The organism is Enterobacteriaceae endosymbiont of Donacia marginata (assembly GCF_012567685.1).
GTDB lineage: Bacteria > Pseudomonadota > Gammaproteobacteria > Enterobacterales > Enterobacteriaceae.
Genome location: NZ_CP046184.1, coordinates 327,950 through 352,641, shown reverse-complemented (window position 1 = coordinate 352,641; position 24,692 = coordinate 327,950). Strand labels below are relative to the sequence as shown.

27 protein-coding genes, 4 tRNA genes, 2 rRNA genes and 1 other RNA gene are annotated in these 24,692 nt (G+C 24.2%); 24 read left to right on the top strand and 10 right to left on the bottom strand.

The genetic code is table 11. The features are described 5' to 3' along the window. Positions 1-39: 39 nt before the first annotated feature. The 7 genes from GJU04_RS01760 to crp all read left to right on the top strand — a co-directional run bounded on the left by GJU04_RS01760 (position 40) and on the right by crp (position 4,286). A 23S ribosomal RNA gene (locus GJU04_RS01760) occupies positions 40-2,971 on the top strand. Between the two features lie 62 nt (positions 2,972-3,033). Next, positions 3,034-3,150, top strand: a 5S ribosomal RNA gene (gene rrf, locus GJU04_RS01755). Between the two features lie 30 nt (positions 3,151-3,180). Beyond that, positions 3,181-3,253, top strand: a tRNA-Thr gene (locus GJU04_RS01750). Positions 3,254-3,288: 35 nt separating this feature from the next. Further along, a tRNA-Tyr gene (locus GJU04_RS01745) sits at positions 3,289-3,370 on the top strand. Between the two features lie 31 nt (positions 3,371-3,401). Then, positions 3,402-3,472: transfer RNA gene (locus tag GJU04_RS01740), tRNA-Gly, on the top strand. 56 nt (positions 3,473-3,528) lie between these two features. Continuing rightward, positions 3,529-3,601 (top strand) — tRNA-Thr (locus GJU04_RS01735). 55 nt (positions 3,602-3,656) lie between these two features. Beyond that, positions 3,657-4,286 (top strand): cAMP-activated global transcriptional regulator CRP, encoded by a 630-nt coding sequence (crp, locus tag GJU04_RS01730; protein ID WP_168893175.1) that lies wholly within the window; start codon positions 3,657-3,659, stop codon positions 4,284-4,286. 23 nt (positions 4,287-4,309) lie between these two features. On the opposite strand, the gene trpS is transcribed toward crp, so the two are convergent. The 10 genes from trpS to rpsF all read right to left on the bottom strand — a co-directional run bounded on the left by trpS (position 4,310) and on the right by rpsF (position 12,452). Further along, a complete protein-coding gene (trpS, locus tag GJU04_RS01725) occupies positions 4,310-5,308 on the bottom strand; it encodes a tryptophan--tRNA ligase (protein ID WP_168893174.1) in 999 nt (332 codons plus the stop codon). A gap of 24 nt (positions 5,309-5,332) precedes the next feature. Next, the gene (gene rpe / locus GJU04_RS01720) at positions 5,333-6,007 is read right to left on the bottom strand and encodes a ribulose-phosphate 3-epimerase (protein ID WP_168893173.1); all 675 of its coding nucleotides are present in this window, start codon (positions 6,005-6,007) and stop codon (positions 5,333-5,335) included. 41 nt (positions 6,008-6,048) lie between these two features. Then, positions 6,049-7,146 (bottom strand): 3-dehydroquinate synthase, encoded by a 1,098-nt coding sequence (gene aroB, locus GJU04_RS01715; RefSeq protein ID WP_168893172.1) that lies wholly within the window; start codon positions 7,144-7,146, stop codon positions 6,049-6,051. Positions 7,147-7,164: 18 nt separating this feature from the next. Beyond that, positions 7,165-7,689 carry a shikimate kinase AroK gene (gene aroK, locus GJU04_RS01710; RefSeq protein ID WP_168893171.1) on the bottom strand — a complete coding sequence of 175 codons (525 nt, stop codon included), beginning with the start codon at positions 7,687-7,689 and terminating at the stop codon, positions 7,165-7,167. 308 nt (positions 7,690-7,997) lie between these two features. Then, the gene (gene htpG / locus GJU04_RS01705; protein ID WP_168893170.1) at positions 7,998-9,884 is read right to left on the bottom strand and encodes a molecular chaperone HtpG; all 1,887 of its coding nucleotides are present in this window, start codon (positions 9,882-9,884) and stop codon (positions 7,998-8,000) included. 101 nt (positions 9,885-9,985) lie between these two features. Beyond that, a complete protein-coding gene (dnaX, locus tag GJU04_RS01700) occupies positions 9,986-11,089 on the bottom strand; it encodes a DNA polymerase III subunit gamma/tau (protein WP_168893169.1) in 1,104 nt (367 codons plus the stop codon). Between the two features lie 33 nt (positions 11,090-11,122). Then, positions 11,123-11,217, bottom strand: an RNA gene (gene ffs / locus GJU04_RS01695) — signal recognition particle sRNA small type. Between the two features lie 74 nt (positions 11,218-11,291). Continuing rightward, positions 11,292-11,744: a 50S ribosomal protein L9 gene (gene rplI, locus GJU04_RS01690; protein ID WP_168893168.1), complete on the bottom strand. Its 453-nt coding sequence runs from the start codon at positions 11,742-11,744 to the stop codon at positions 11,292-11,294. 61 nt (positions 11,745-11,805) lie between these two features. Beyond that, positions 11,806-12,033: a 30S ribosomal protein S18 gene (gene rpsR, locus GJU04_RS01685; protein WP_168893167.1), complete on the bottom strand. Its 228-nt coding sequence runs from the start codon at positions 12,031-12,033 to the stop codon at positions 11,806-11,808. 50 nt (positions 12,034-12,083) lie between these two features. Next, positions 12,084-12,452 carry a 30S ribosomal protein S6 gene (rpsF, locus tag GJU04_RS01680; protein WP_246208780.1) on the bottom strand — a complete coding sequence of 123 codons (369 nt, stop codon included), beginning with the start codon at positions 12,450-12,452 and terminating at the stop codon, positions 12,084-12,086. Positions 12,453-12,591: 139 nt separating this feature from the next. On the opposite strand from rpsF, the gene ung reads away from it, so the two are divergent. The 17 genes from ung to GJU04_RS02290 form a co-directional block, all read left to right on the top strand. After that, a complete protein-coding gene (gene ung / locus GJU04_RS01675) occupies positions 12,592-13,272 on the top strand; it encodes a uracil-DNA glycosylase (RefSeq protein ID WP_168893166.1) in 681 nt (226 codons plus the stop codon). Positions 13,273-13,405: 133 nt separating this feature from the next. Continuing rightward, entirely contained in the window at positions 13,406-14,518 is a 1,113-nt protein-coding gene (gene asd / locus GJU04_RS01670; RefSeq protein ID WP_168893165.1) for an aspartate-semialdehyde dehydrogenase, read from the top strand. Positions 14,519-14,667: 149 nt separating this feature from the next. After that, the gene (gene fkpA / locus GJU04_RS01665) at positions 14,668-15,513 is read left to right on the top strand and encodes an FKBP-type peptidyl-prolyl cis-trans isomerase (RefSeq protein ID WP_168893164.1); all 846 of its coding nucleotides are present in this window, start codon (positions 14,668-14,670) and stop codon (positions 15,511-15,513) included. Between the two features lie 110 nt (positions 15,514-15,623). Further along, entirely contained in the window at positions 15,624-16,028 is a 405-nt protein-coding gene (gene tusD / locus GJU04_RS01660) for a sulfurtransferase complex subunit TusD (RefSeq protein WP_168893163.1), read from the top strand. Then, positions 16,028-16,393 carry a sulfurtransferase complex subunit TusC gene (tusC, locus tag GJU04_RS01655; RefSeq protein WP_168893162.1) on the top strand — a complete coding sequence of 122 codons (366 nt, stop codon included), beginning with the start codon at positions 16,028-16,030 and terminating at the stop codon, positions 16,391-16,393. Before tusD ends, tusC begins: the two co-directional genes overlap by 1 nt. Positions 16,394-16,415: 22 nt before the next feature. Beyond that, complete coding sequence (gene tusB, locus GJU04_RS01650) at positions 16,416-16,715, top strand: sulfurtransferase complex subunit TusB (protein ID WP_168893161.1); 300 nt, start codon at positions 16,416-16,418, stop codon at positions 16,713-16,715. Between the two features lie 42 nt (positions 16,716-16,757). After that, entirely contained in the window at positions 16,758-17,129 is a 372-nt protein-coding gene (gene rpsL / locus GJU04_RS01645; protein WP_168893281.1) for a 30S ribosomal protein S12, read from the top strand. A 68-nt stretch (positions 17,130-17,197) separates the two neighbouring features. Further along, a complete protein-coding gene (gene rpsG / locus GJU04_RS01640) occupies positions 17,198-17,668 on the top strand; it encodes a 30S ribosomal protein S7 (RefSeq protein ID WP_168893160.1) in 471 nt (156 codons plus the stop codon). A gap of 131 nt (positions 17,669-17,799) precedes the next feature. After that, positions 17,800-19,917 carry an elongation factor G gene (gene fusA / locus GJU04_RS01635; RefSeq protein ID WP_168893159.1) on the top strand — a complete coding sequence of 706 codons (2,118 nt, stop codon included), beginning with the start codon at positions 17,800-17,802 and terminating at the stop codon, positions 19,915-19,917. Positions 19,918-19,970: 53 nt separating this feature from the next. Beyond that, positions 19,971-21,155 carry an elongation factor Tu gene (gene tuf, locus GJU04_RS01630; protein ID WP_168893158.1) on the top strand — a complete coding sequence of 395 codons (1,185 nt, stop codon included), beginning with the start codon at positions 19,971-19,973 and terminating at the stop codon, positions 21,153-21,155. 149 nt (positions 21,156-21,304) lie between these two features. Further along, positions 21,305-21,691, top strand: coding sequence for a preprotein translocase subunit SecE (gene secE, locus GJU04_RS01625; RefSeq protein ID WP_168893157.1), 387 nt, complete (start codon positions 21,305-21,307; stop codon positions 21,689-21,691). A 2-nt stretch (positions 21,692-21,693) separates the two neighbouring features. After that, entirely contained in the window at positions 21,694-22,239 is a 546-nt protein-coding gene (nusG, locus tag GJU04_RS01620; RefSeq protein ID WP_168893156.1) for a transcription termination/antitermination protein NusG, read from the top strand. 25 nt (positions 22,240-22,264) lie between these two features. Next, a complete protein-coding gene (gene rplK, locus GJU04_RS01615) occupies positions 22,265-22,696 on the top strand; it encodes a 50S ribosomal protein L11 (protein WP_168893155.1) in 432 nt (143 codons plus the stop codon). A gap of 7 nt (positions 22,697-22,703) precedes the next feature. Further along, positions 22,704-23,405, top strand: coding sequence for a 50S ribosomal protein L1 (rplA, locus tag GJU04_RS01610; protein ID WP_168893154.1), 702 nt, complete (start codon positions 22,704-22,706; stop codon positions 23,403-23,405). A gap of 137 nt (positions 23,406-23,542) precedes the next feature. Then, the gene (gene rplJ, locus GJU04_RS01605; protein WP_168893153.1) at positions 23,543-24,031 is read left to right on the top strand and encodes a 50S ribosomal protein L10; all 489 of its coding nucleotides are present in this window, start codon (positions 23,543-23,545) and stop codon (positions 24,029-24,031) included. Positions 24,032-24,072: 41 nt separating this feature from the next. Then, entirely contained in the window at positions 24,073-24,441 is a 369-nt protein-coding gene (gene rplL / locus GJU04_RS01600) for a 50S ribosomal protein L7/L12 (protein WP_168893152.1), read from the top strand. A 105-nt stretch (positions 24,442-24,546) separates the two neighbouring features. Further along, positions 24,547-24,692, top strand: a 146-nt coding sequence (locus tag GJU04_RS02290; RefSeq protein ID WP_246208786.1) for a hypothetical protein, incomplete at its 3' end; no start/stop codon positions are given.

The window sequence follows — 24,692 nt, the reverse complement described above, 5'->3', positions numbered from 1 at the left end:
AATTAATATTAAATTTATTTAAACGATTGTGGGTTGTAAGGTTAAGTAAATAAGCGTATATGACGGATGCCTTGGCAGTCAGAGACGATGAAGGACGTGTTAATCTGCGAAAAGCATCGATAAGTTGATTTAAAACATTATTAGTCGATGATATCCGAATGGGGAAACCCAATATATTTAATTGTATATTATCGTTATTTGAATACATAGAATGACGAGGTGAACCAGGAGAACTGAAACATCTAAGTATCCTGAGGAAAAGAAATCAATAGAGATTTCCTTAGTAGTGGCGAGCGAACAGGAAAAAGCCCAGAAATATATGTATTTATTATATTAGTAGAAATAACTGGAAAGTTATACAATATAGGGTGATAGTCCCGTATATTAAAATATGATAAATATAATTTCAAAGAGTAGAACGAGACACGTGAAATCTTGTTTGAATATAGGGGGATCATCCTCTAAGGCTAAATACTACTGACTGACCGATAGTGAACTAGTACCGTGAGGGAAAGGTGAAAAGAACCCCGGTTAGGGGAGTGAAATAGAACCTGAAATCATATACGTACAAGCAGTAGGAGCATTTTTTAAAAATGTGACTGCGTACCTTTTGTATAATGGGTCAGCGAGTTATATTTTGTAGCAAGGTTAACTGTATAAGGAAGCCGTAGGGAAACCGAGTCTTAAAAGGGCGTTTAGTTGCAAGGTATAGACCCGAAACCCGGTGATCTAACCATGAGCAGGTTGAAGGTTTGGTAATGCTTACTGGAGGACCGAACCGACTAATGTTGAAAAATTAGCGGATGACTTGTGGTTAGGGGTGAAAGGCCAATCAAACCGGGAGATAGCTGGTTCTCCCCGAAAGCTATTTAGGTAGCGCCTCGTGTAATTCATATTCGGGGGTAGAGCTCTGTTTCGGTTAGGGAATCTTCCAGATTTACCAATCCGATGCAAACTTCAAATACCGAATAATGTTATCACGGGAGACACACAGCGGGTGCTAACGTCCGTTGTGGAGAGGGAAACAACCCAGATCGCTAGCTAAGGTCCCTAAGTTATAATTAAGTGGGAAACGAGGTGGGAAGGCATAAACAGCCAGGATGTTGGCTTAGAAGCAGCCATCATTTAAAGAAAGCGTAATAGCTCACTGGTCTAGTCGTCCTGCGCGGAAGATTTAACGGGGCTAAATTATACACCGAAGCTGCGACAATAAATAATTTTTTTATTGGGTAGGGGAGCGTTCTGTAAATTGTTGAAGATAAATTGTGAAGTTTGTTGGAAATATCAGAAGTGCGAATGCTGACATGAGTAACGATAAAATAGGTGAAAAACCTATTCGCCGAAAGACTAAGGGTTCCTATCCAACGGTAATCGGGGTAGGGTAAGTCGAAACCTAAGATGAGGCTGAAAAGCGTAATCGATGGACAACAGGTTAATATTCCTGTACTCATTATTATCGCGAAGGGGGGACGAAGAAGGTTAGATTAGCCAGGTGATGGTAGTCTTGGTTTAAGCGTTTAGATGAATTATTTAGGAAAATCCGGATAATTATAACATTAAGGCGTTATGACGAAATACTTTATTGTATTGAAGTAATTAATACCATACTTACAAGAAAATCCTCTAAGCTCTAAATAATATTGAATCGTACTCTAAACCGACACAGGTGGTCAGGTAGAGAATACTAAGGCGCTTGAGAGAACTCAGGTGAAGGAACTAGGCAAAATAGTGCCGTAACTTCGGGAGAAGGCACGCTGATTGTAAGTGAAGAAATTTACTTTTGAAGCTGAAATCAGTCTAAGATAATAGCTGGCTGCAACTGTTTATTAAAAACACAGCACTGTGCAAACACGTAAGTGGACGTATACGGTGTGACGCCTGCCCGGTGCCGGAAGGTTAATTGATAGGGTTATTATTTTAATAAGAAGCTCTTGATCGAAGCCCCGGTAAACGGCGGCCGTAACTATAACGGTCCTAAGGTAGCGAAATTCCTTGTCGGGTAAGTTCCGACCTGCACGAATGGCGTAATGATGGCCAGACTGTCTCCACCTGAGACTCAGTGAAATTGAAATTGCTGTGAAGATGCAGTGTACCCGCGGCAAGACGGAAAGACCCCGTGAACCTTTACTATAGCTTGATATTGATTGATAGATATTGATGTGTAGGATAGGTGGGAGGCAATGAAATATCAACGCTAGTTGGTATGGAGCCAACCTTGAAATACCACCCTTGAATATTTATTATTCTAACCTAAACCCGTTATCCGGGTTAGAGACAGTGTCTGGTAGGTAGTTTGACTGGGGCGGTCTCCTCCTAAAGAGTAACGGAGGAGTACTAAGGTCAGCTAATCACGGTTGGAAATCGTGAGGTTAGTACAAAGGCAAAAGCTGGCTTAACTGTAAGAATGACAATTCAAACAGATGCGAAAGCAGGTCTTAGTGATCCGGTGGTTCTGTATGATAAGGCCATCGCTCAACGGATAAAAGGTACTCCGGGGATAACAGGCTAATACCGCCCAAGAGTTCATATCGACGGCGGTGTTTGGCACCTCGATGTCGGCTCATCACATCCTGGGGCTGTAGTAGGTCCCAAGGGTATGGCTGTTCGCCATTTAAAGTGGTACGCGAGCTGGGTTTAGAACGTCGTGAGACAGTTCGGTCCCTATCTGCCGTGGGCGTTGGAAGATTGAAAGAATTTGCTCCTAGTACGAGAGGACCGGAGTGAACGTATCTCTGGTGTTCGGGTTGTTATGCCAATAGCATTGCCCGGTAGCTAAATACGGAAAAGATAAGCGCTGAAAGCATATAAGCGCGAAACTTATCTTAAGATTAATCTTCCCTGAATTTTTATTAATTATTTATAAAAATTCCTTAAGGGACGTTAAAGACTATGACGTTGATAGGCTGGATGTGTAAGCATAGTAATATGTTGAGCTAACCAGTACTAATAAACACCCGTGAGTCTTAACCTTACAACACCAGAATCGTTTGGATTTAATTATTAATTAATTATTTTATAGTTTAGTAAAATATTCCTGGTATAAATAACGCAATGGTACCACCTGAATCCATTCCGAACTCAGAAGTGAAACGTTGTTGTGCCGATGGTAGTGTGAGGTTTACCTCATGTAAGAGTAGGTAAATACCAGGGATAATTTTATTTATAAGTAAGTCATAATATGCCGGCTTAGCTCAGTTGGTAGAGCAACTGACTTGTAATCAGTAGGTCACCAGTTCAATTCCGGTAGCCGGCATGTATATTTTTTTATTTAATATTAATATAATAATAGGTGGGATACCCAAGTGGTTAACGGGAGCAGACTGTAAATCTGTCGTCATAGACTTCGAAGGTTCGAATCCTTCTCCCACCAAAAATTTATTGCATAATATACTTTATTTATAGCAGACATCGTATAATGGTATTACTTTAGCCTTCCAAGCTAATAATACGGGTTCGATTCCCGTTGTCTGCTAAAATAAATTTTATAAATTATGTTATAATATAATATCTTTTAATAAAAATAATTTAGCTGATATAGCTTAGATGGTAGAGCACATCCTTGGTATGGATGAGGTCCCCAGTTCAATTCTGGGTATCAGCATATTACTATTTATAATATTTTATTAAAAAAAAAGATAATAGAAGGATAATTACTAATGTTTCTTAAGTTACAAAAAAATTCTACCTTAGAATGGTTTCTTTCTTATTGTCATATTAATAAATACCCAGCAAAAATGATTTTAATTAAACAAGGAAGCATTTCTAAAAATCTTTTTTATATATTAAAAGGAGTTATTGTTGTTTCTATTAAAAATAAAAATGGTAAAGAAATTATACTAACTTATTTAAGTACAGGGGATTTTGTAGGTGAAATGGGGATTTTTAGTCATAATTATAAAGAAATTACATTAGTAAAATTAAAAACAGAATGTGAATTAGCAAAAATTTCATATAAAAATTTTTTTAATTTAATTAAAATTAATAATAATATTATTATGAAAGTTTCTGAACAACTTTCTAATAAATTACAGATGACATATCAAAAAGTAAGTAATTTGGCTTTTTTAGATGTTACTCGTCGAATTTCTAAAACATTATTAAATTTAGCTAAATCCCCAGAAGCAATAACTCATCCAGATGGTATGCAAATAAAAATAACTAGACAAGAAATAGGGAAAATAGTAGGTTGCTCTAGAGAAACAGTTGGACGTACTCTTAAAATTTTAAAAAAACGTAACTTAATTTATGCTCATGGAAAAACAATTGTTGTTTATGGAACTAGATAAATTATATTTTTTAAAATAAAAATCTAAAAAAAATCTAAACCGATAACATCGTATACTTTTTTTAAAGTAAAATCTGCATGTTTTTTTGCTTTTTTTGCGCCGTTAAACATAATATTTTTTAAATATTTTTCATTTTTTCTATAAAAGAAGTATTTCTTTCTTAATTTATTTAAAAATAAACATAAATAATCAATAATTGATTCTTTTAAATTATTATAATTTTTATTTTTAAAATTTTGTTCTAATTGTTCTATAGAACATTCAGTTATATTAGCTAGTATAGATAGTAAATTTGAAATACCTGGTTTATTTTTTAAATCATATTTTATTTTGGGAGGGAAATCAGAATCAGTAATTGCGTTTTTAATTTTTTGTTCAATTATAAAATTATTATCAAATAAACTAATAATACTATTATTATTAGGATCAGATTTAGACATTTTTTTATTTGGATTAATTAATGACATAATACATGAACCATTTTTATTAAGTACTTTTTCAGGAATAGTAAATATATTGCCATAAATATTATTAAATCTATATGCAAGATTTCTAGTTAATTCAATATGTTGAATTTGATCTTTTCCTACCGGTACTTTATTTGTTTGATATAACAAAATATCTGCTGCCATTAATATTGGATAATTAAACAACCCAATATTAATGTTTGTATTACAAGATATCTTTTGTTTAAATTGAGTCATTCTTTTTATTTCTCCAAAATTAGCAAAACAATTTAAAATCCAATTTAATTGGACATGTTGAGGAACATGAGATTGCAAAAAAATAATATTATTTTCAGGATCAATTCCACATGCTAAAAATATAGCTAAAATATCTAATATATTTTTATTTAAAATATTTTTTTTTTGATATATAGTTAAAGAATGTAAATCAGCTATACAATAAATACAAAAATATTTTTTTTGTAATTTTTTCCATTGGCTTAAAGCACCAATATAATTACCAATAGTTAACAACCCGGTTGGTTGTATCCCACTAAATATTATTTTTTTTTTCATAATTTTTTTATTTATTTTATGTTTTTAACATATTTTATTTAATTTTAATCTTATATCTTTTATAATTTTATTATATGATAATTTATTTTTAAATAATGCTGAACCTATTATAAATACATCTGCTCCAGAAATAGCGATCTTTTTTATATTATTTATATTAATACCACCATCTACTTCTAATAAAATTTTTTTTTTTTTTTTATTAATAATTTTTCTAATTTGGATAATTTTTTTATAAATATAATTTAAAAATTTTTGTCCTTCAAAACCAGGATTTACAGACATAACTAATATTATATCTAATTTGTGGATTAGATAATCTAAATAATTTAAAGAAGTAGATGGATTTAAAGCTAATCCTGCTTTACATCCATAACTTTTTATTAATGAAATACTTCTATCTAGATGATTTGAACTTTCTGGATGTATTATAATACTATTAGCTCCTAATTTTATGAAATTAATTATTAAATTATCTATTTTTTTTGTCATTAAATGAATATCAATTCTACATTTAATGTTGTTTTCTCTCAAAGATTTTAAAACTAATGGCCCGATAGTTAAATTAGGTACATAATGATTATCCATAACATCAAAATGAATTATATCAACTCCAGCTTTTAAAGCATTATTAATTTCTTTACCTAAACATGTAAAATTTGCAGATAAAATAGATGCAGCAATTAATTTATTTTCCATTTGATTAAATTCACTATAATAAATAATAATTTTAAATTATATTAAAAAATTAAATTTTTATTTTCATTAATAGCATCAGAAATAATTTTTTCTGAAATATTATTATATATAATTGCTTTACCAATTTTAATTGGAAGAATAATATGAATTTTATTTTTATTTATTTTTTTATCTCTATAAATATGTTTAAAATATTGTTTTATATACATATTATTTGGTCCTTTAACTGGTAAATTACATTTTCTTAATAAATTAATAATTCTTATTATATCTTTATTATTTATTAAATTAAGTTTTTTAGATGTTATCGCAGCAATTACTATGCCAGCAGATACTGCTTCTCCATGTAACCATTTTCCATATCCTAATTCTGCTTCAATTGCATGCCCATAAGTATGTCCTAAGTTTAATAATGCTCTTTTGTTCTTTTCATATTCATCTTCATAAATTATTTGAGATTTTAATTTACAACATTTCTTTATACAGTAAAGTATAGATTGTTTATCTAAATTAAATAATTTATTAATATTATTTTCTAACCAAGAAAAAAATTTTTCGTCAAAAATTATTCCATATTTTATAACTTCTGCTAAACCAGCAGAAAACTCTCTTTTAGATAAAGTATCTAAACAATTTAAATTGATTATTACAATATTAGGTTGATAAAAACTACCTATCATATTTTTTCCTAAAATATGATTAACAGCAGTTTTACCTCCTACAGCAGAATCTACCTGTGATAATAAAGTAGTAGGTATTTGAATAAATCTTACTCCTCTTTGATAAATAGAAGCAGCAAATCCTGTTATATCACCTATAACACCTCCTCCTAAAGCAATAAGAGTAGTATCTCTATTATGTAAATTTTTAATTAAAGCTGTAAAAATAATATTTACAGTAATTAATGTTTTATATTCTTCACCATCAGGAATTATAACATGATTAATTCTAACTCCTATATTATGAAGTTGATTAAATACTTTTTTAAAATATAAAGAAAAAATTATTTTATTAGTTACAATCATAACACTATCTCCTTTTTTTAAAAAAAATAAAGATAATGGTTTATCAAATAAATTAAAATCAATAACAATTGGATAAGTATGTTTTTTTGTTGAAACTAAAATAGTTTTTCCCATATATAATATTATATCCTTTTAATTTTTTTCTAATAAGTGTATAAGTTGATTAGCAACAATTTTTGCACTTTGTTCGTCTGTTTTTATAATAATATCAGCAATTTCATTATATAAATGATTTCTTTTTTTAGCTAACTTTTCTAATATTTCTTTAGCTAATTGATTTTTATTTTTTAATAAAGGACGTTTTTTATCTCTTTTGGTACGACTTAATTGTTTTTCTATAGTAGTTTTTAAATATACAACAATACCTCTCGAAGAGAGAAATTTTCTTGTTTCTTTTGATTGAATAGATCCACCACCAGTAGCTAATATAATTCCTTTTTTTTGAGTTATTTCATTAATAATTTTTTTTTCACGTTTTCTAAAACCTTTCTCTCCTTCTACATCAAATACCCAATTAATATCAGCTCCTGTACGACGTTCAATTTCTTGATCTGAATCAAAAAAATCCATTTTTAATAAATTTGCAAGATGTCGCCCAATTGTACTTTTTCCTGCTCCCATAGGTCCTATTAAAAATATGTTTCTTTTTTCTGCCATTTTTTTATATTATTAATTTTATTATAATTGTGAAAAGAATTCTTATCTTAAAATTAAGATAAGATATATATTTTAAACTAAATCATAAAATGATTTTTTTAAATAGTAAATAGTTTATTATGATTAACTATAATTTTTTATTTAAATTAAATTTTTCATAAAATTTAAATACTTCAATTATATAAATTAAAATAATTATAATAATTAATAAAAAGATAAAATTTTTTTTTTAAAAAAAATTTAGATAACTTTTTTATTTAATTATAAAAGATAAGATAATCATTAAGATAATTATCTTATCTATATATTTATTCTTTTTTAGATAAAAAATTATTTACACGATTAATAAATTCATGTGGATTATCTAAAGTACCTTTTTCTGCTAAAATTGCTTCTTCTAATAATAGAGAAATAAATTCAAAAAAATATTTTTCATCTTTTATTTCTAAAATTTTTTTTATTAAAATATGATTTGGATTTAATTCAAAGTTATATTTTATTTCTGGAATTTCTTGTCCTGCTGCAGCAAATAATTTTGCCATTTGAGTACTCATTTCATTTACATCTGTAGTTACAATAGCAGGTGTATTAATTAATCTATTTGTTAATGTAACTTTTTTTATTTTATTTCCTAATAAATTTTGTATTTTTTTTAAAGAAGGTTCAAATTTTTCTTTTATTTCATTTTTTATATTATTATCATTTTTTTTAATAAATTCATCTGATGAATCATCTTGTTTACTAATTGATTGAAAATTTTTTCCTTCAAATTCTGTGATATAACTCATCATCCATTCATCAATATGGTCTATTAATAGTAATACTTCAATACCTTTTTTATAAAAAAATTCTAAGTGTGGACTATTTTTTGCTGAAATATAATTATCTGATGTTAGAAAATAAATTTTATTTTGCCCTTTTATCATTCTTTTTGAATATTCTTCTAAAGATACATTTTGTTCTGAATTATTATTATATGTTGAAGAAAAACGTAATAATTTTAAAATAATATTCTTATTATTTATATCTTCTGCAGGACCTTCTTTAAAAACTACACCAAATTTTTTCCAAAAATTATTATATATATTTTTATTCTTACTAAGATTCATTAACATATTAAGAACTTTTTTTGTTAATGTTATCTTCATATTATGAATAATACTATTTTTTTGTAAAATTTCTCTTGAAATATTTAAAGGTAAATCATTTGAATCAACTAAACCTCTTATAAATCTTAAATATTTAGGTAATAATTGCTCTGCATCTTCCATAATAAAAACTCTTTGTACATATAATTTCAGTCCATTTTTATAATCTCGATTACGTATATCCCAAGGAATATTTGAAGGGATATATAATAAACTAATATATTCTTGTTTACCTTCTACATGGTTATGACTCCATATAATTGGATCAAGATTATCATATGTTAATTGTTTATAAAATTCTTTATATTCCTTTTCACTAATTTCTGTTTTATTACGTAACCAAAGTGCTTGTGCTTTATTAATTTGTTCCCAAAAATATTTTTTTTCCTTATCATTATACATTTTAATTTCTATTGGTAAAGCTATATGTTCTGAATATTTACTAATTATTGTTTTTATACGCCATTCATCTAAAAATTCATCATATTTAGGGCGTATATGTAATATAATTTCAGTACCTCTTAATTCTTTGTTTATATTAGCTATATAATAATTACCTTCACCTGTAGATTCCCAAAATACTCCCTTATGTAAGGGCAATCCTGCTAATCTAGTTTTAATAGAAACTTTATCAGAAACTATAAAAGCAGAATAAAAACCAACACCAAATTGACCTATTAGTTGTGAATTTATTTCTGATTTTTTGTCAGAAGATAAATTTAAAGATTTTATAAAATCTTTAGTACCAGATTTTGCAATTGTACCTAAATTTTCAATAACTTCTTTACGAGACATTCCAATTCCATTATCACTAATAATAATTAATCTTTTTTCTTTATTTATAGAAATTTGTACTTTTAATAATGAATTATTTTCATATAAATCAGGATTTGATAATGTTTTAAATTTTAATTTATCAATAGCATCAGAAGCATTAGAAATTAATTCTCTTAAAAAAATTTCTTTATTTGAATAAAGTGAATGAATCATTAAATGTAATAACTGTTTTACTTCAGATTTAAAACTTCTAGTTTCTTTTTTTTCCATAAATATTTGTTCTCTTATTTATATAAGACATTAAAATATATTTATAAAATTTAATTTATCAATAAATTATAATAAAATATTATTTAATTTTTTAAATTTAATTAATAATTTTTAAAATAAATTAATATTTCTAATATAATCATTTCAAATCCTATTTTAGGATTTGGGGCTAAATATAAATTTTTTTTTGCTGAATGTAAAAGTTTATATAAAAATTTTAATTCATTTTCTGAAAAATTATTAAGTATTTTTTGGTAAAATATTAATATATTTTTTTCAAAATTTAAGTTTTTTAAAAAAGAATCAGAATTTTTACTTAAAATTTTAATTTTTAAAATATTATGTATTAACATCATTATTTCTGTAATAATATTATCCCAATTAATATTAAACATAGAAATTTTATCAATTAAATTAAAAATTAAATTATTTTTTTTTGTTTTTAAATTATATATTAATAAAAATAAATATTCTTTTTTTATTAATCCTAACATTAAATAGACATTGTCTATAGTTATTGAACCCATAGATATTAATTGATCTGTTAAACTTAATGCATCACGCATACTACCATATGCAGCATGTGATAAAATATCTAATGCTTCTTCATTATATTTAATTTTTTCTGCATTTAAAATTTTTTTCAACTGATTTAAAATTATATTTTTTTCTATTAATTTTAAATTAAATTGCATACATCTAGATGTAATAGTTATCGGTATTTTTTGTAATTCTGTTGTTGCAAATATAAATTTTACATACTCAGGAGGTTCTTCTATTATTTTTAATAGAGCATTAAAACTATGTTTTGATAACATATGAAATTCATCAAAAATATATATTTTATATCTTCCTTTAACAGGAAGATAATAAATTATTTCTAAAATTTCTCTAATATCTTCTACTTTAGTTTTAGATGCAGAATCTAATTCAATTAAATCTAAAAAAGAATTATTTTTAATAGAAACACAATTTTCACATACTCCACATGGATTATGTGTAATACCTTTTAAACAACTTAATCCCATTGCAAATATACGTGCTATTGTTGTTTTTCCAACCCCCCTACTTCCAGACAAAATCCAAGCAGGATGAATTTTTTTTTTAAATAAGCTATATTTAATAGCTTGTATTACATGATTTTGACCAATAACATCATTAAAAGACTGAGGACGCCATTTTATGGCTAAAACATGAGAATTCATTTTTTAATATATTCTAAAAAATTAATTAAATAGAACATGACTATTTTTTTACACATATTATATTTACTACAGCTGCTTCTTTCCAGACCTGACTGGGTTTGTAAAATAATATTGTTTTAAATAATCATGTTCCATATGTAGTAATTATACATAAAAAATTATTAATTAGTCAATATATTAATATTAAATAAAGTGAAATTAATTATTCAGAATTTATTATACTAATTATTTTTTCAACAAAAACTTTTTCATGAAATTGAAAAATAATATTATATTCTCCTATTTTTTTAAATCCTCCCTTAGGTAATTTTATTTCTTTTTTAAAAATTTCAAATCCTATTTCTTTTAATTTATTTACAATATCAATTTTTCCAATTGATCCAAATAATGTACCATTTTTCCCTGCTTTAGCTTTAATTATAATTTTTTCTATATGTTTAAATTTTTTTAATTTTAATTTTGCTTTATTTAATATATCTAATAATTTAGATTTTTTTTCTAAAAGTTTTTTTTTTAAAAAACCAATATTATTTTTTGTAGCAATAATACCTTTATTTTTAGGTATTAAAAAATTACGTGCATAACCAGGTTTAACATCTATAATCTGAGATTTTTCTCCTAAACCTGAAATAGAATCTAATAAAATTATTTTCATTATTTAATACTCTTATTAATTAATAATTTCGTTAAAAATAAAAGATAATAATTATATAAATTTATCTATGATGATCAGTATAAGATATTAAAGATAAATATCTTGCTAATTTAATAGCTTTAGTTAACTGACGTTGATATTTTGCTTTAGTACCAGTAATTCTACTAGGTACAATTTTTCCACTTTCGGTAATAAAATTTTTTAAAAGATAAATATCTTTATAATCAATTTCTTTAATTCCCTCTGCAGTAAAACGACAAAATTTACGACGACGAAAATAGCGTACCATTATATATACTCCAAATATTTATAAAATAAATTTGTTTTATTTATAGCAATTTATATTCTTTTAATAATATCATTACGTTTTTCTTGACGTTCATCTCTTAATTTTAAAATACAAGATATATTTTTTCTATCTGTTTTTGTTTTAATTATAAGATATCTTATAATATGTTCATTAATCCTTAAACTTTTTTCAAGATCTTTTATTATATTAGTATGGTTTAAAGTAATATTTATTAAAATATAATGTGCTTTATGTAATTTTAATATAGGATAAGCTAATTGTCTTCTACCCCAATCTTCAAAACGTGAAATAGAACCATTATTTTTAATAATAAATTTTTTATAATATTCGGTAATATTATTTATTTGATCACTTTGATCTGGATTTATCATTAATATTATTTCATAATATTTTATCATTTTATTTACCTTATAATTATGATTATAATAAAATATAAATATTTAAATTAAAATTAGAATATATTTTATTTTTTATAATATTATTATATAATATTTTTTTATATTACATAAATTTATATTTTTAAAATTATATATTATTATGAATAATAAAAATTTTTTATGGAAATTTTTTTTTCATCAAGAAAAAAAAAAAAAGTATTTTATAAAATTAATTAAAAAAATTAATATAGATATTAGTAATAATAAAATTATTTATCCTAAAAAAAAATATATTTTTAATATTTTTAAAAAAATAAATTTTAATAATTTAAAAGTAGTAATTATTGGTCAAGATCCCTATTATGGTTTTAATCAAGCTAATGGTTTAGCATTTTCAGTAATGCCAAATGTAAATATTCCTCCTACATTAAAAAATATTTATAAAACTATAAAAATAGATATCCCTAATTTTACAATTCCTAATCATGGATATTTAATAAATTGGGTTAATGAAGGAGTAATGTTATTAAATTGTGTTCTAACTGTAGAAAAAGAAAAACCTCAATCTCATAATAATATTGGATGGGAAATTTTTACAAATAATGTAATAAAAATAATTAATTATAATTATAAAAATATTGTCTTTTTGTTGTGGGGGACATATGCTAAAAAAAAAATAAATTTAATAACATCAAGACATTTAATTTTAACAACATCACATCCATCTCCTCTATCTTTTTATAAAGGTTTTTCTACCTGCAAACATTTTTCTAAAACAAATAAATATCTTATTTTAAAAAAAAAAAAACCTATTAATTGGAATATTAATAACATTAATTAATTTAAAATTTTATTAAAATTTATTATTAATAATAATTACTTGTGAATAATATATAATTATTTTAATTTAATATTTAATTTTTTTTTTAAAAAATCTATAAAATAAAAAAATATATTTTATATAAGGTAAAATAATGAAAAATGTAGGTTTTATCGGTTGGAGAGGCATGGTAGGTTCAGTTCTTATAAAAAGGATGTTAGAAAAAAAAGATTTTAATAAAATTAATGCTATTTTTTTTTCTACTTCTCAATATGGAAAATCTATACCTAATTTTAATATAAAAAATAAAAATCAAAAATTAGAAAATGCTTATAATTTTGAAAAATTATTTGAGTTAGATATAATTATCACATGTCAAGGAAGTAAATATACAAATGAAATTTATTTTAAATTACGAAAAAAAGGCTGGAATGGTTATTGGATAGATGCAGCTTCTAATTTAAGAACATTAGATAATACAGTTATTGTTTTAGATCCTATTAATTTAAAAGATATACAACAAAAACTAAATATGGGAATAAAAACTTTTGTAGGAGGTAATTGTACTGTTAGTTTGATGTTAATGGCTTTAGGAGGGTTATTTAAAAATAATTTAATTGATTGGATTTCTGTTTCTACATATCAAGCAGCATCAGGGGCAGGTGCTAAATTCATGAAAGAACTTATTTTACAAATACAATATATATCTAATAATATACCAGATTTAATTGATTATAAATCTGATAATATTTTAAATATAGAACAAGAAATTACCAAAAAAATGGATTCTCCTAATTTCCCCAAAAAACTTTTTCATACCTCTTTAATTAATAATTTAATTCCATGGATAGATAAAAAAATAAATAATAGCGGACAAACTAAAGAAGAATGGAAAGGACAATATGAAACTAATAAAATTTTAAATACAACTAAAATAGTGCCAATTGATGGTATATGTGTGAGAATTGCTACTTTACGTTCACATAGTCAATCATTTACAATAAAATTAAATAAAAATTTATCAATAGATAATATTCATAATATTATTAATTCCCATAATAAATGGGTAAAAATTATCCCAAATAATTTTAATGATACTATTAATTTCCTTACTCCATCTTTTGTAAGTGGAACACTAGATATAGTTGTAGGAAGAATAAAAAAGTTAAATATAGATAAAAATTGTTTTTCAATTTTTTCAGTAGGTGATCAATTACTTTGGGGGGCATCAGAACCATTAAGAAGAATGTTAAAATTATTAATTTAAATTTTAATAAAAATTAATATTTAAACTTGTTTTTTTTCTTTATTAAAAGTAATATTTATATAAAATAAGATAATTAAAATTATCTTATTTTATATATATATTTTAAAATTTTAAAAATTTTAATCTTACTAAAAAATTTTGGAGAAAAAATGAAATTTTTTAATAAAAAAGTATCAATATTTATTATATTACTTGTAAGTATTGGCTTAAATTTATCTACTGCAAATGCATTTACATTAAATAATACATCATGGTGGAATAAAAATAAAACTAAAACTATTATTAAAAAAAAAATAAAAAATCAAAAAAAAAAACAAAATATAGAAAGTAAAAAAAAAGTAAAAAATTTTAAAAATGATAATGAAAAAATGTCTTATGCTTTAGGAATAATAATAGGTAAATATTTATCTAATACATATCAAATACAAAAAACATTAAGAATAGTATTAGAAAAAAAATTCATTCTTCAAGGAGTTGCTGATTCTTTAGAATGTAAACATAAACTTTCTGATGATGAAATTGATAGATTACTTGAATTATATGAAAAAAATGTAAGAAATTTTACTCCAGATGAAGCTCAAGATGAAGCAAACATGAGTAAAATGCAAGGAAAAAAATATATTAAAGATTTTTTGAAAAAAAAAAATGTTAAACAAACTAAAAGTGGTTTAGTATATAAAATACATAAAATGGGTTATGGTAAAAAAATTACTAATAATAATCAAATTATTGTTATCAAATATACAGGAAAATTAATTGATGGAACTGAATTTGATAATACCATGCCAAATAAACCTTTATTTATAAGTTTAAAACAAGTAATTGCTGGTTGGAAAGAAGGATTAAAATATATAAAAAAAGGTGGTAAAATAACATTAGTTGTACCTCCTAAATTAGGTTATGGTTCAGAAATAACTTCAGGAATACCACCTAATTCTACTTTAATATTTGAAATTGAACTTATAGATATAATGAATTCAGTATCTACAAAATAATAGATTAATTTTAAATAATTAGATAACAAAAATTTTATTTATAAAAAATTGTATATGAGCAAAAAAATAAATTATATAAAATATTTTTTTATTTTTGGATTTTAAACAATATGATTTTTGTAATATTAATCACAGAAGCTCCATATAATAATCAAAATTCTTATTCTGCATATTTATTTACTAAAGCAGTTATACAGAAAAAAGAAACAATAAAAAGTATTTTTTTTTATAGAGATGGAGTATGTAATTCTAATAAAAATATTAAATTTAATGATAATGAATTTAATTTAATTACTTCTTGGAAAGAATTAAGTATAGAAAATCATATAAATTTATATTTATGTATTACTTCTGCTAAAAAAAGAGGCTTAATTTTAGAAGAAAAAAATAGTTTTAATAAAGATAATATTATTAATTATTATCAAAATAATATAATTAATAATTATTTTAAAATAACTACTTTAAGTACATTTACAAAATCAATATTAACTTGTGATCGCTTAGTTCAATTTTAATGAATAAAATAGCATTTATATTTTCAAAATCTCCTTATGGAAATAGTGTTGGTAAGGAAGGACTTGATGCTTTAATTTCTATATCCTCATTAACTGAGGATATAGCTTTGTTTTTTATAGGAGATGGTATTTTGCAAATACTAAAAAAACAAAAAACAGAAAAATTTTTATTAAAAAATTATAGCATTAGTTTTGGTATTTTAAAATTATGTAATATTAATAATTATTTTATTTGTTCCAAATCTTTAGAAATATTAGGAATAAAAAACTATAAAAAAAAACATTGGATTTTACCTGTTCAAATTATAAATCCATTAATGTGGCAAAAAAAAATTAGTAATTATAATATAATTCTTAATTTTTAATTAAAAATATTTTTTTATATATATGTTATATACCTTATTTAATTCTCCATCATCTTGTAATTTTTCTTTACTATTAAATATTTTAAATAAAAATGATGATTTATTATTAATTCAAGATGGAGTAATAGCTGGATTAAAAAATAGTATTTTTATACAAGAAATTATAAAAATCAAACAAAAAATGAAAATATTAATATTTGCAATAAATGATGATATATTAGCTAGAGGTTTAAATATAAATATTTCAAAAGAAATCATACGAATAGATTATATAAAATTTGTTGATTTAGTTATAAAAAATAAAAAACAAATAATGTGGTAATTATATTTTTAAAAAATATAAAAATTAAATTTGGATAAAAAAATGGTAACAATTAATCAACTAGTTAGAAAAAATAGAAAAAGAAAAATAATAAAAACTAATGTACCTGCTTTAAATTCTTCTCCTCAAAAAAGAGGAGTTTGTACAAAAGTATATACAACAACTCCTAAAAAACCAAATTCTGCATTACGTAAAGTTTGTAGAGTAAGATTAACAAATGGTTTTGAAGTTACTTCTTATATTTCAGGAGAAGGACATAATTTACAAGAACATTCTGTAATTTTAATAAGAGGAGGTAGGGTAAAAGATTTACCTGGAGTTAGATATCATACTATTAGAGGTGCTTTAGATTGTACTGGGGTAAAAGATCGGAAACAAGGTAGATCAAAATATGGAACAAAAAAACCTAAATAATATTATTATTTAATAATATTTTTTGTTTATATTTATTTAAGTTTTATTAAAATAATGGAGTAAATTTTATGCCTCGTAGACGTATAATTAGTCAAAGAAAAATATTACCAGACTCTCAATTTGAATCAAATTTATTAGCTAAATTTATTAATATACTTATGGTAAATGGTAAAAAATCTATTGCAGAATCTATTGTTTATTCTGCATTAAATAAAATAACAAAAAAAAAAGGTAAAAAAGAAATAGATATATTTTTAAGTGCTTTAGAAAATGTTAAACCTATAGTAGAAGTAAAATCTAGAAGGGTAGGTGGGTCAACATATCAAGTTCCTGTTGAAATAAGACCAATAAGAAGAAATACATTAGCAATGCGTTGGTTAATTAATGCTGCTAGAAAAAGACAAGAAAAATCTATGATTTTAAAATTATCTAATGAAATATTAGATGCTTTAGAAAATAAAGGAAATGCTGTTAAAAAACGTGAAGAAATACATAAAATGGCAGAAGCAAATAAAGCATTTGCTCATTATCGTTGGTAAAATATTAATTAAAAATAAAATGAATCAATTAATAAAAAAATATGCGTAGCTAAATCAATATTTAATATTTTATTAAAATACTATTAATATAATTTTAAAATTTTTTATCTAATAAAATAGAGGAATAATATATGAGTCGTAAAACTCCTATAACAAGATATCGTAATATTGGTATTAGCGCACATATTGATGCAGGTAAAACAACTACAACAGAAAGAATTTTATTTTATACAGGTGTAAATCATAAAATCGGAGAAGTACATGATGGCGCCGCTACAATGGATTGGATGGAACAAGAACAAGAAAGAGGCATTACTATTACTTCAGCCGCTACTACAACATTTTGGACAGGAATGTTTAATCAATATAAATCACATAGAATTAATATTATTGATACTCCAGGTCATGTTGATTTTACGATTGAAGTAGAACGTTCTATGAGAGTATTAGATGGGGTTGTTATGATTTATTGCGCTGTTGGAGGTGTACAACCTCAATCAGAAACAGTATGGAGACAAGCTAATAAATATAAAGTACCAAGAATTGCTTTTATAAATAAAATGGATAGAATGGGAGCAAATTTTACAAAAGTAATTCAGCAAATAGAAAATAATTTATTAACAGAAGCTGTTCCATTACAATTACCTATAGGAACAGAACATAAATTTACTGGTATTATTGATTTAATCCAAATGAAAGCATTAAATTGGAGTGAAAAAGATCAAGGAATAAGCTGTAATTATACTACTATACCATTAAATATGAAAAAAAAAGTTAAATTATGGCGTCAAAAACTAATAGAAACAGCAGTAGAATCCAATGAAATATTACTAGAAAAATATTTAAATGGTTATGAAATTTCTATACAAGAAATTAAATCTTCTTTAAGGAAGAGAGTTTTAAATAATGAAATTACTTTAATAACATGCGGTTCAGCATTTAAAAATAAAGGAGTTCAAGCATTATTAGATGCAATAATTGATTATTTACCTTCACCTAAAGATATCCCCCCAATTCAAGGAATATCTAATAATGAAAAAAAAAAAATAATTACTCGTAAAACTAATGATAATGAATTATTTTCTGCTTTAGCTTTTAAAATTGCTAATGATCCTTTTGTAGGAAATTTAACTTTTTTTAGGGTATATTCAGGAACTATTAGTAGTGGAGAAATTATTTATAATTCCATAAAAAAACAAAAAGAACGTATTGGTAGAATTGTTCAAATGCACGCTAATAAAAGAGAAGAAATAAAAAAAGTTTACGCTGGAGATATTGCTGCTGCTATTGGATTAAAAAATGTAACTACTGGAGATACATTATGTGATGTTAACAAATGTATTATTCTTGAAACTATGGAATTTCCAGAACCTGTGATTTCTATTGCAATAGAACCTAAAACTAAAATAGATCAAGAAAAAATGGGATTAGCTTTAAATCGACTTATTAAAGAAGATCCCTCATTAAGGAGTTGGACAGATGAAGAAACAAATCAAACTATTATTGCTGGAATGGGAGAATTACATTTAGAAATAATTGTTGATAGAATGAAAAGAGAATTTAATGTGTCTGCAAATATTGGGAAACCACAAGTTTCTTATCGAGAAACTATACAAAATACTATAACTAATATAGAAGGGAAATATATTAAACAAACTGGAGGTAGAGGACAATATGGTCATGTAGTAATAGATATTTCTCCATTAAAACCACAAAAAAATAATATAAGTTATGTATTTACTAATGATATAAAAGGTGGTGTAATACCTAATGAATATATCTCAGCTATAGATAAAAGTATTCAAGAACAATTAAAATCAGGTCCTATGGCAAATTATCCTGTTGTAAATATTTCTGTAAGACTTCATTATGGTTCTTACCATGATGTAGATTCTTCTGAATTAGCTTTTAAACTAGCGGCAGCAATTGCTTTTAAAAATGCATTTAAAAAAGCTAATCCTATTTTACTTGAACCGATAATGAAAGTAGAAGTTGAAACTCCTGAAGAATATATGGGAGATGTAATTGGAGATTTAAATCGTAGAAGAGGAATTATTGAAGGGATGAATAATATTTCTACTGGTAAAACTATACGTGCTTGTGTTCCTTTATCAGAAATGTTTGGTTATGCTACTGATTTACGTTCTTATAGTCAAGGTAGGGCATCTTATACTATGGAATTTTTAAAATATACTAAAGCTCCTAATAATATTGCAAAAATAATTATTGAATCTAGATCTAAATCATAAAATTTTATATAATAAAAATAATGTATATTAATTTATTAGAAGGATATTAATCTGTGTCTAAAAAAAAATTTGAACGATCTAAACCTCATATTAATGTAGGTACTATAGGACATGTTGATCATGGTAAAACAACTTTAACAGCAGCAATAACTACTGTTTTATCTAAAAAATATGGTGGTTCAGCAAAAGCCTTTGATCAAATTGATAATGCTCCAGAAGAAAAAGCAAGAGGGATAACAATAAATACATCTCATGTAGAATATGATACTAAAAATCGTCATTATGCTCATGTAGATTGCCCAGGACATGCTGATTATGTAAAAAATATGATTACAGGGGCAGCACAAATGGATGGGGCTATACTTGTAGTTGCAGCAACAGATGGGCCTATGCCCCAAACTAGAGAACATATTTTATTAGCAAGACAAGTTGGAGTTCCTTATATTATAGTTTTTCTTAATAAATGTGATATGGTTGATGATGAAGAATTATTAGAATTAGTAGAAATGGAAGTACGTGATTTATTAACACAGTATAATTTTCCAGGAGATACTACTCCGATTATTCAAGGTTCAGCATTAAAAGCTCTTGAAGGGGATAAAAAATGGGAAGAAAAAATTATTGAATTAGCAAATTATTTAGATACTTATATTCCTAATCCTATAAGAGAGATTGATAAACCTTTTTTATTACCAATCGAAGATGTTTTTTCAATTTCGGGTAGAGGTACTGTAGTAACAGGAAGAGTAGAAAGAGGTATCATAAAAGTAGGAGAAGAAGTAGAAATTATAGGGATTAGAAATACTATAAAATCTATTTGTACTGGAGTCGAAATGTTTCGTAAATTATTAGATGAAGGTCGTGCAGGTGAAAATGTAGGAATTCTCCTTAGAGGAATAAAAAGAGAAGATATAGAAAGAGGCCAAGTTTTAGCTAAACCAGGATCAATTAATCCACATACTAAATTTGAAGCTGAAGTATATATTTTATCTAAAGATGAAGGTGGTAGACATACAGCCTTTTTTAAGGGATATCGTCCTCAATTTTATTTTAGAACTACAGATGTAACTGGAACTATAGAATTACCATCTAATATTGAAATGGTTATGCCTGGAGATAATATTAATATGATTGTTACATTAATTTATCCTATTGCAATGACTAATGGGTTACGATTTGCTATTCGTGAAGGAGGTCGTACTGTAGGGGCAGGAGTAGTTACTAAAGTATTACAATAAATAATTGTAAAATAAAAGAAGATAAGGGAAAATATAAATAATCCCTTTGATTCTTTTTAAAATATATTAAAATATTAATAAATTATTAGCAAAATTTATTTATAATTTATATATAATATTCTATATTATTTTTTATTGGTTAATATAAAATGAATATTATAAATTTTAAAAAAAGTATAAATAAATATAATACAGATATTATAAAGTGGGTTATTAGTATAGTTTTTTTATTTATTATTTTAATATTTAATTATAATTATCAAAATATAAATTTATCTATTCGTGTATTTTTATTTTTTTTTATATTTACTTTAATTATTTTTATCATATCATCTACTAATAAAGGTAAAAAATTATTTTCTTTTATATATGATGCACGAATAGAAACTCGAAAAGTTATATGGCCTTCTTATAAAGATACTTGGAATACAACATTAATTATAATGATAATTATTATTATAATTTCTTTTATTTTTTTTATATTAGATAATTTTTTAATTTATTTAATATCATTTTTAACTGGAACAAGGTTATAATAATGAATAAGTTTTTAAAAAAAAAATGGTATGTTATTCAAGCTCGTTCTGGTTTCGAACATCGTGTTGCTAAATCATTAAAAGAATATATTAAAATTCATAATATGAATAATTTTTTTGGAAAAATTTTAATTCCTACTGAAGCTGTAGTTGAAATACGTGGAGGACAAAAATATAAAAGTGATCGTAAATTTTTTCCTGGATATATATTAATTCATATGATTATGAAAGAAGTAAGTTGGCATTTAGTACGAAGTGTTCCTAAAGTTTTAGGTTTTGTGGGAGGGAAACCTGATAATCCTTTACCTATTAGTAATAAAGAGGTAGATATAATTATTAATTCTTTGCAAAAAATTGGAGATAAACCTAGACCAAAAACAATATTTGACCCAGGAGAAATAATTAGAGTAAAAGATGGGCCTTTTTCTGATTTTAATGGCATAGTAGAAGAAGTAGATTATGAAAAAAGTAGATTAAAAGTTTCTGTATCAATTTTTGGTAGATCAACTCCTGTTGATTTGGATTTTCGTCAAGTAGAAAAAGGATAATATATTAATTAATGGAGATATATTTATGGCAAAAAAAATTAAAACCTATGTAAAATTACAAGTTCCTGCTGGTAGTGCAAATCCTAGTCCTCCTATTGGTCCAGCATTAGGACAACATGGTGTTAATATTATGGATTTTTGTAAAAATTTTAACACTAAAACTAGTAATTTAGAAAAAGGCACCCCTATTCCAGTAGTTATTACTATTTATGTTGATAAAACTTTTACATTTATTACAAAAACTCCTCCAGTATCTGCAATGATAAAAAAAATACTTGGTATTAAAAAAGGATCAAGTAAACCTAAAATAGATAAAATTGGTGTCATTACCAAAGATCAAATTCGTAAAATTGCAGAAATTAAATATGTTGATATGACTGGAATAAATATTACATCTATAATGTCTTCTATAGAAGGTACTGCTCGTTCTATGGGATTAATGATTGATAAGGATTAAAAATATCATGGGAAAATTAACAAAACGTATGAATGTAATGTATAAGAATATCAATTTAAAAGAACAATTTTCTATTGAAAATGCTATTAATAATTTAAAAAATTTAAGTAAAGTAAAATTTATTGAAAGTATTGATATTTCTATTAATCTAGGTATAGATCCTAAAAAAACAGAACAAAATATTAGGGGTAATGTTTGTTTACCTCATGGAACAGGTAAAAATATAAAATTTGCAATTTTTGCATCTGGTCAAGAAGCAATTAATGTTAAAAAATTAGGAATAAAATTAGTAGGAATGGAAGATTTATCAACAAAAATTACTAATGGTGAAAAAAATTTTAATGTAGTAATATCAACCCCAGAAGCTATGAGTATAGTTAGTAAATTAGGTCCTATTTTAGGACCTAAAGGACTAATGCCTAATCCTAAACTAGGAACAATAACAAATAATATAACTGAAACAATAAAAAAAATACAAAATGGACAAATAAATTTTCGTAATGATAAGAGTGGTATTATTCATGTTAGTATAGGAAAAATTAATTTTGCAAATAATAAAATTAAAGAAAATTTACAAATTTTATTAAAAACTTTAAAAAAGTTTAAACCTTTAAAATTAAAAGGGAATTATATAAAAAAAATATATATTTCATCTACTATGGGAATTTCTATAGAAATTACTAAAGATTGTGTAAATTTAATAAACTAATATTTTACTTTACAAAATTTTTTTTTATATTAAAATTATAATTTTTAACAAAAAACATTTTTTGTTAGAATTAATATTCTATATTGAGTAATAATTCTTTTTTTTTTATAAAAAATAGGAGTGTAATCAATATTATAATGTCATTAAATATTACAAAAAAAAAAATGATTGTTAAAAAAATTAGTAAAATAAATAAAAATGCCTTATCAGCTGTAATTGCTGATTTTTGTGGTGTTAACAGTAATAATTTAAATAAATTAAGGAAAAAAAGTAGAGAAAATGATATTGTTGTAAATATTATAAGAAATAAATTATTAAAATTAATTATTAAAAATAGTGATTTTCAATGCTTAGAGCCGTTAATTCATGGTCCAATATTAATTGCTTATTCACTTAAACATCCTGGTGATGCTGCTCGTTTATTTAAAAAATTTAGTAAAATTGATGAAAATTTTAAAATTAAAGCAGCTGCGTTCGGTAACAAAATAATAAGTAGTAAAAATATTAATATATTAGCTAATTTACCTACATATAAAGAAGCTATTACACGTTTTTTAATAATTATGAAAGATATTTCCATTGGAAAATTTCTTCAAATTTTACTTGAAATTAAAAATATAAAATAAATTTAATTTATTTAAATGAATATTATTTTTTAGGAAAGAGTATGTCAATAACTAAAGAACAAATTATACAAGCTATAGAATCTATGTCTATCATGGATATAATGGAATTAATAAAATCTATAGAAAAAAAATTTGGTGTTTCTAGCATTAGATCAAATGAAAAAATTGATAATAAAAAGAAAAAAGAAAAAGAAGAAAAAACAGAATTTAATATATATCTAAAAAATATAGGAAAAAATAAAATTTCTGTTATAAAAACTGTAAGAAGTATAATGAATTTAGGACTAAAAGAAGCTAAAGATTTAGTTGAATCAGCTCCTGTAATATTAAAAGAATCTATAAATAAAGAAGAAGCATTAGACTTAGAAGCTAAGTTAAAAAATTCTGGAGCAGAAATAGAAATTAAATAATTTTATAAAAATTTTAATAAAGAATTTATTTATATAAATAGTATTTATGAAAATAAATATTAATTTAATTAAATTGTTTAATTTATCAGATAACTGAGGAACCATATGGTTTATTCTCAAACTGAAAAAAAACGTATTCGCAAAGATTTTGGAAAAAGACCTCAAGTTTTAAATATTCCATATTTACTATCTATTCAGATTGATTCATTTAAAAAATTTATAAAAAGAGATCTTAAAGGAGAATATGGTTT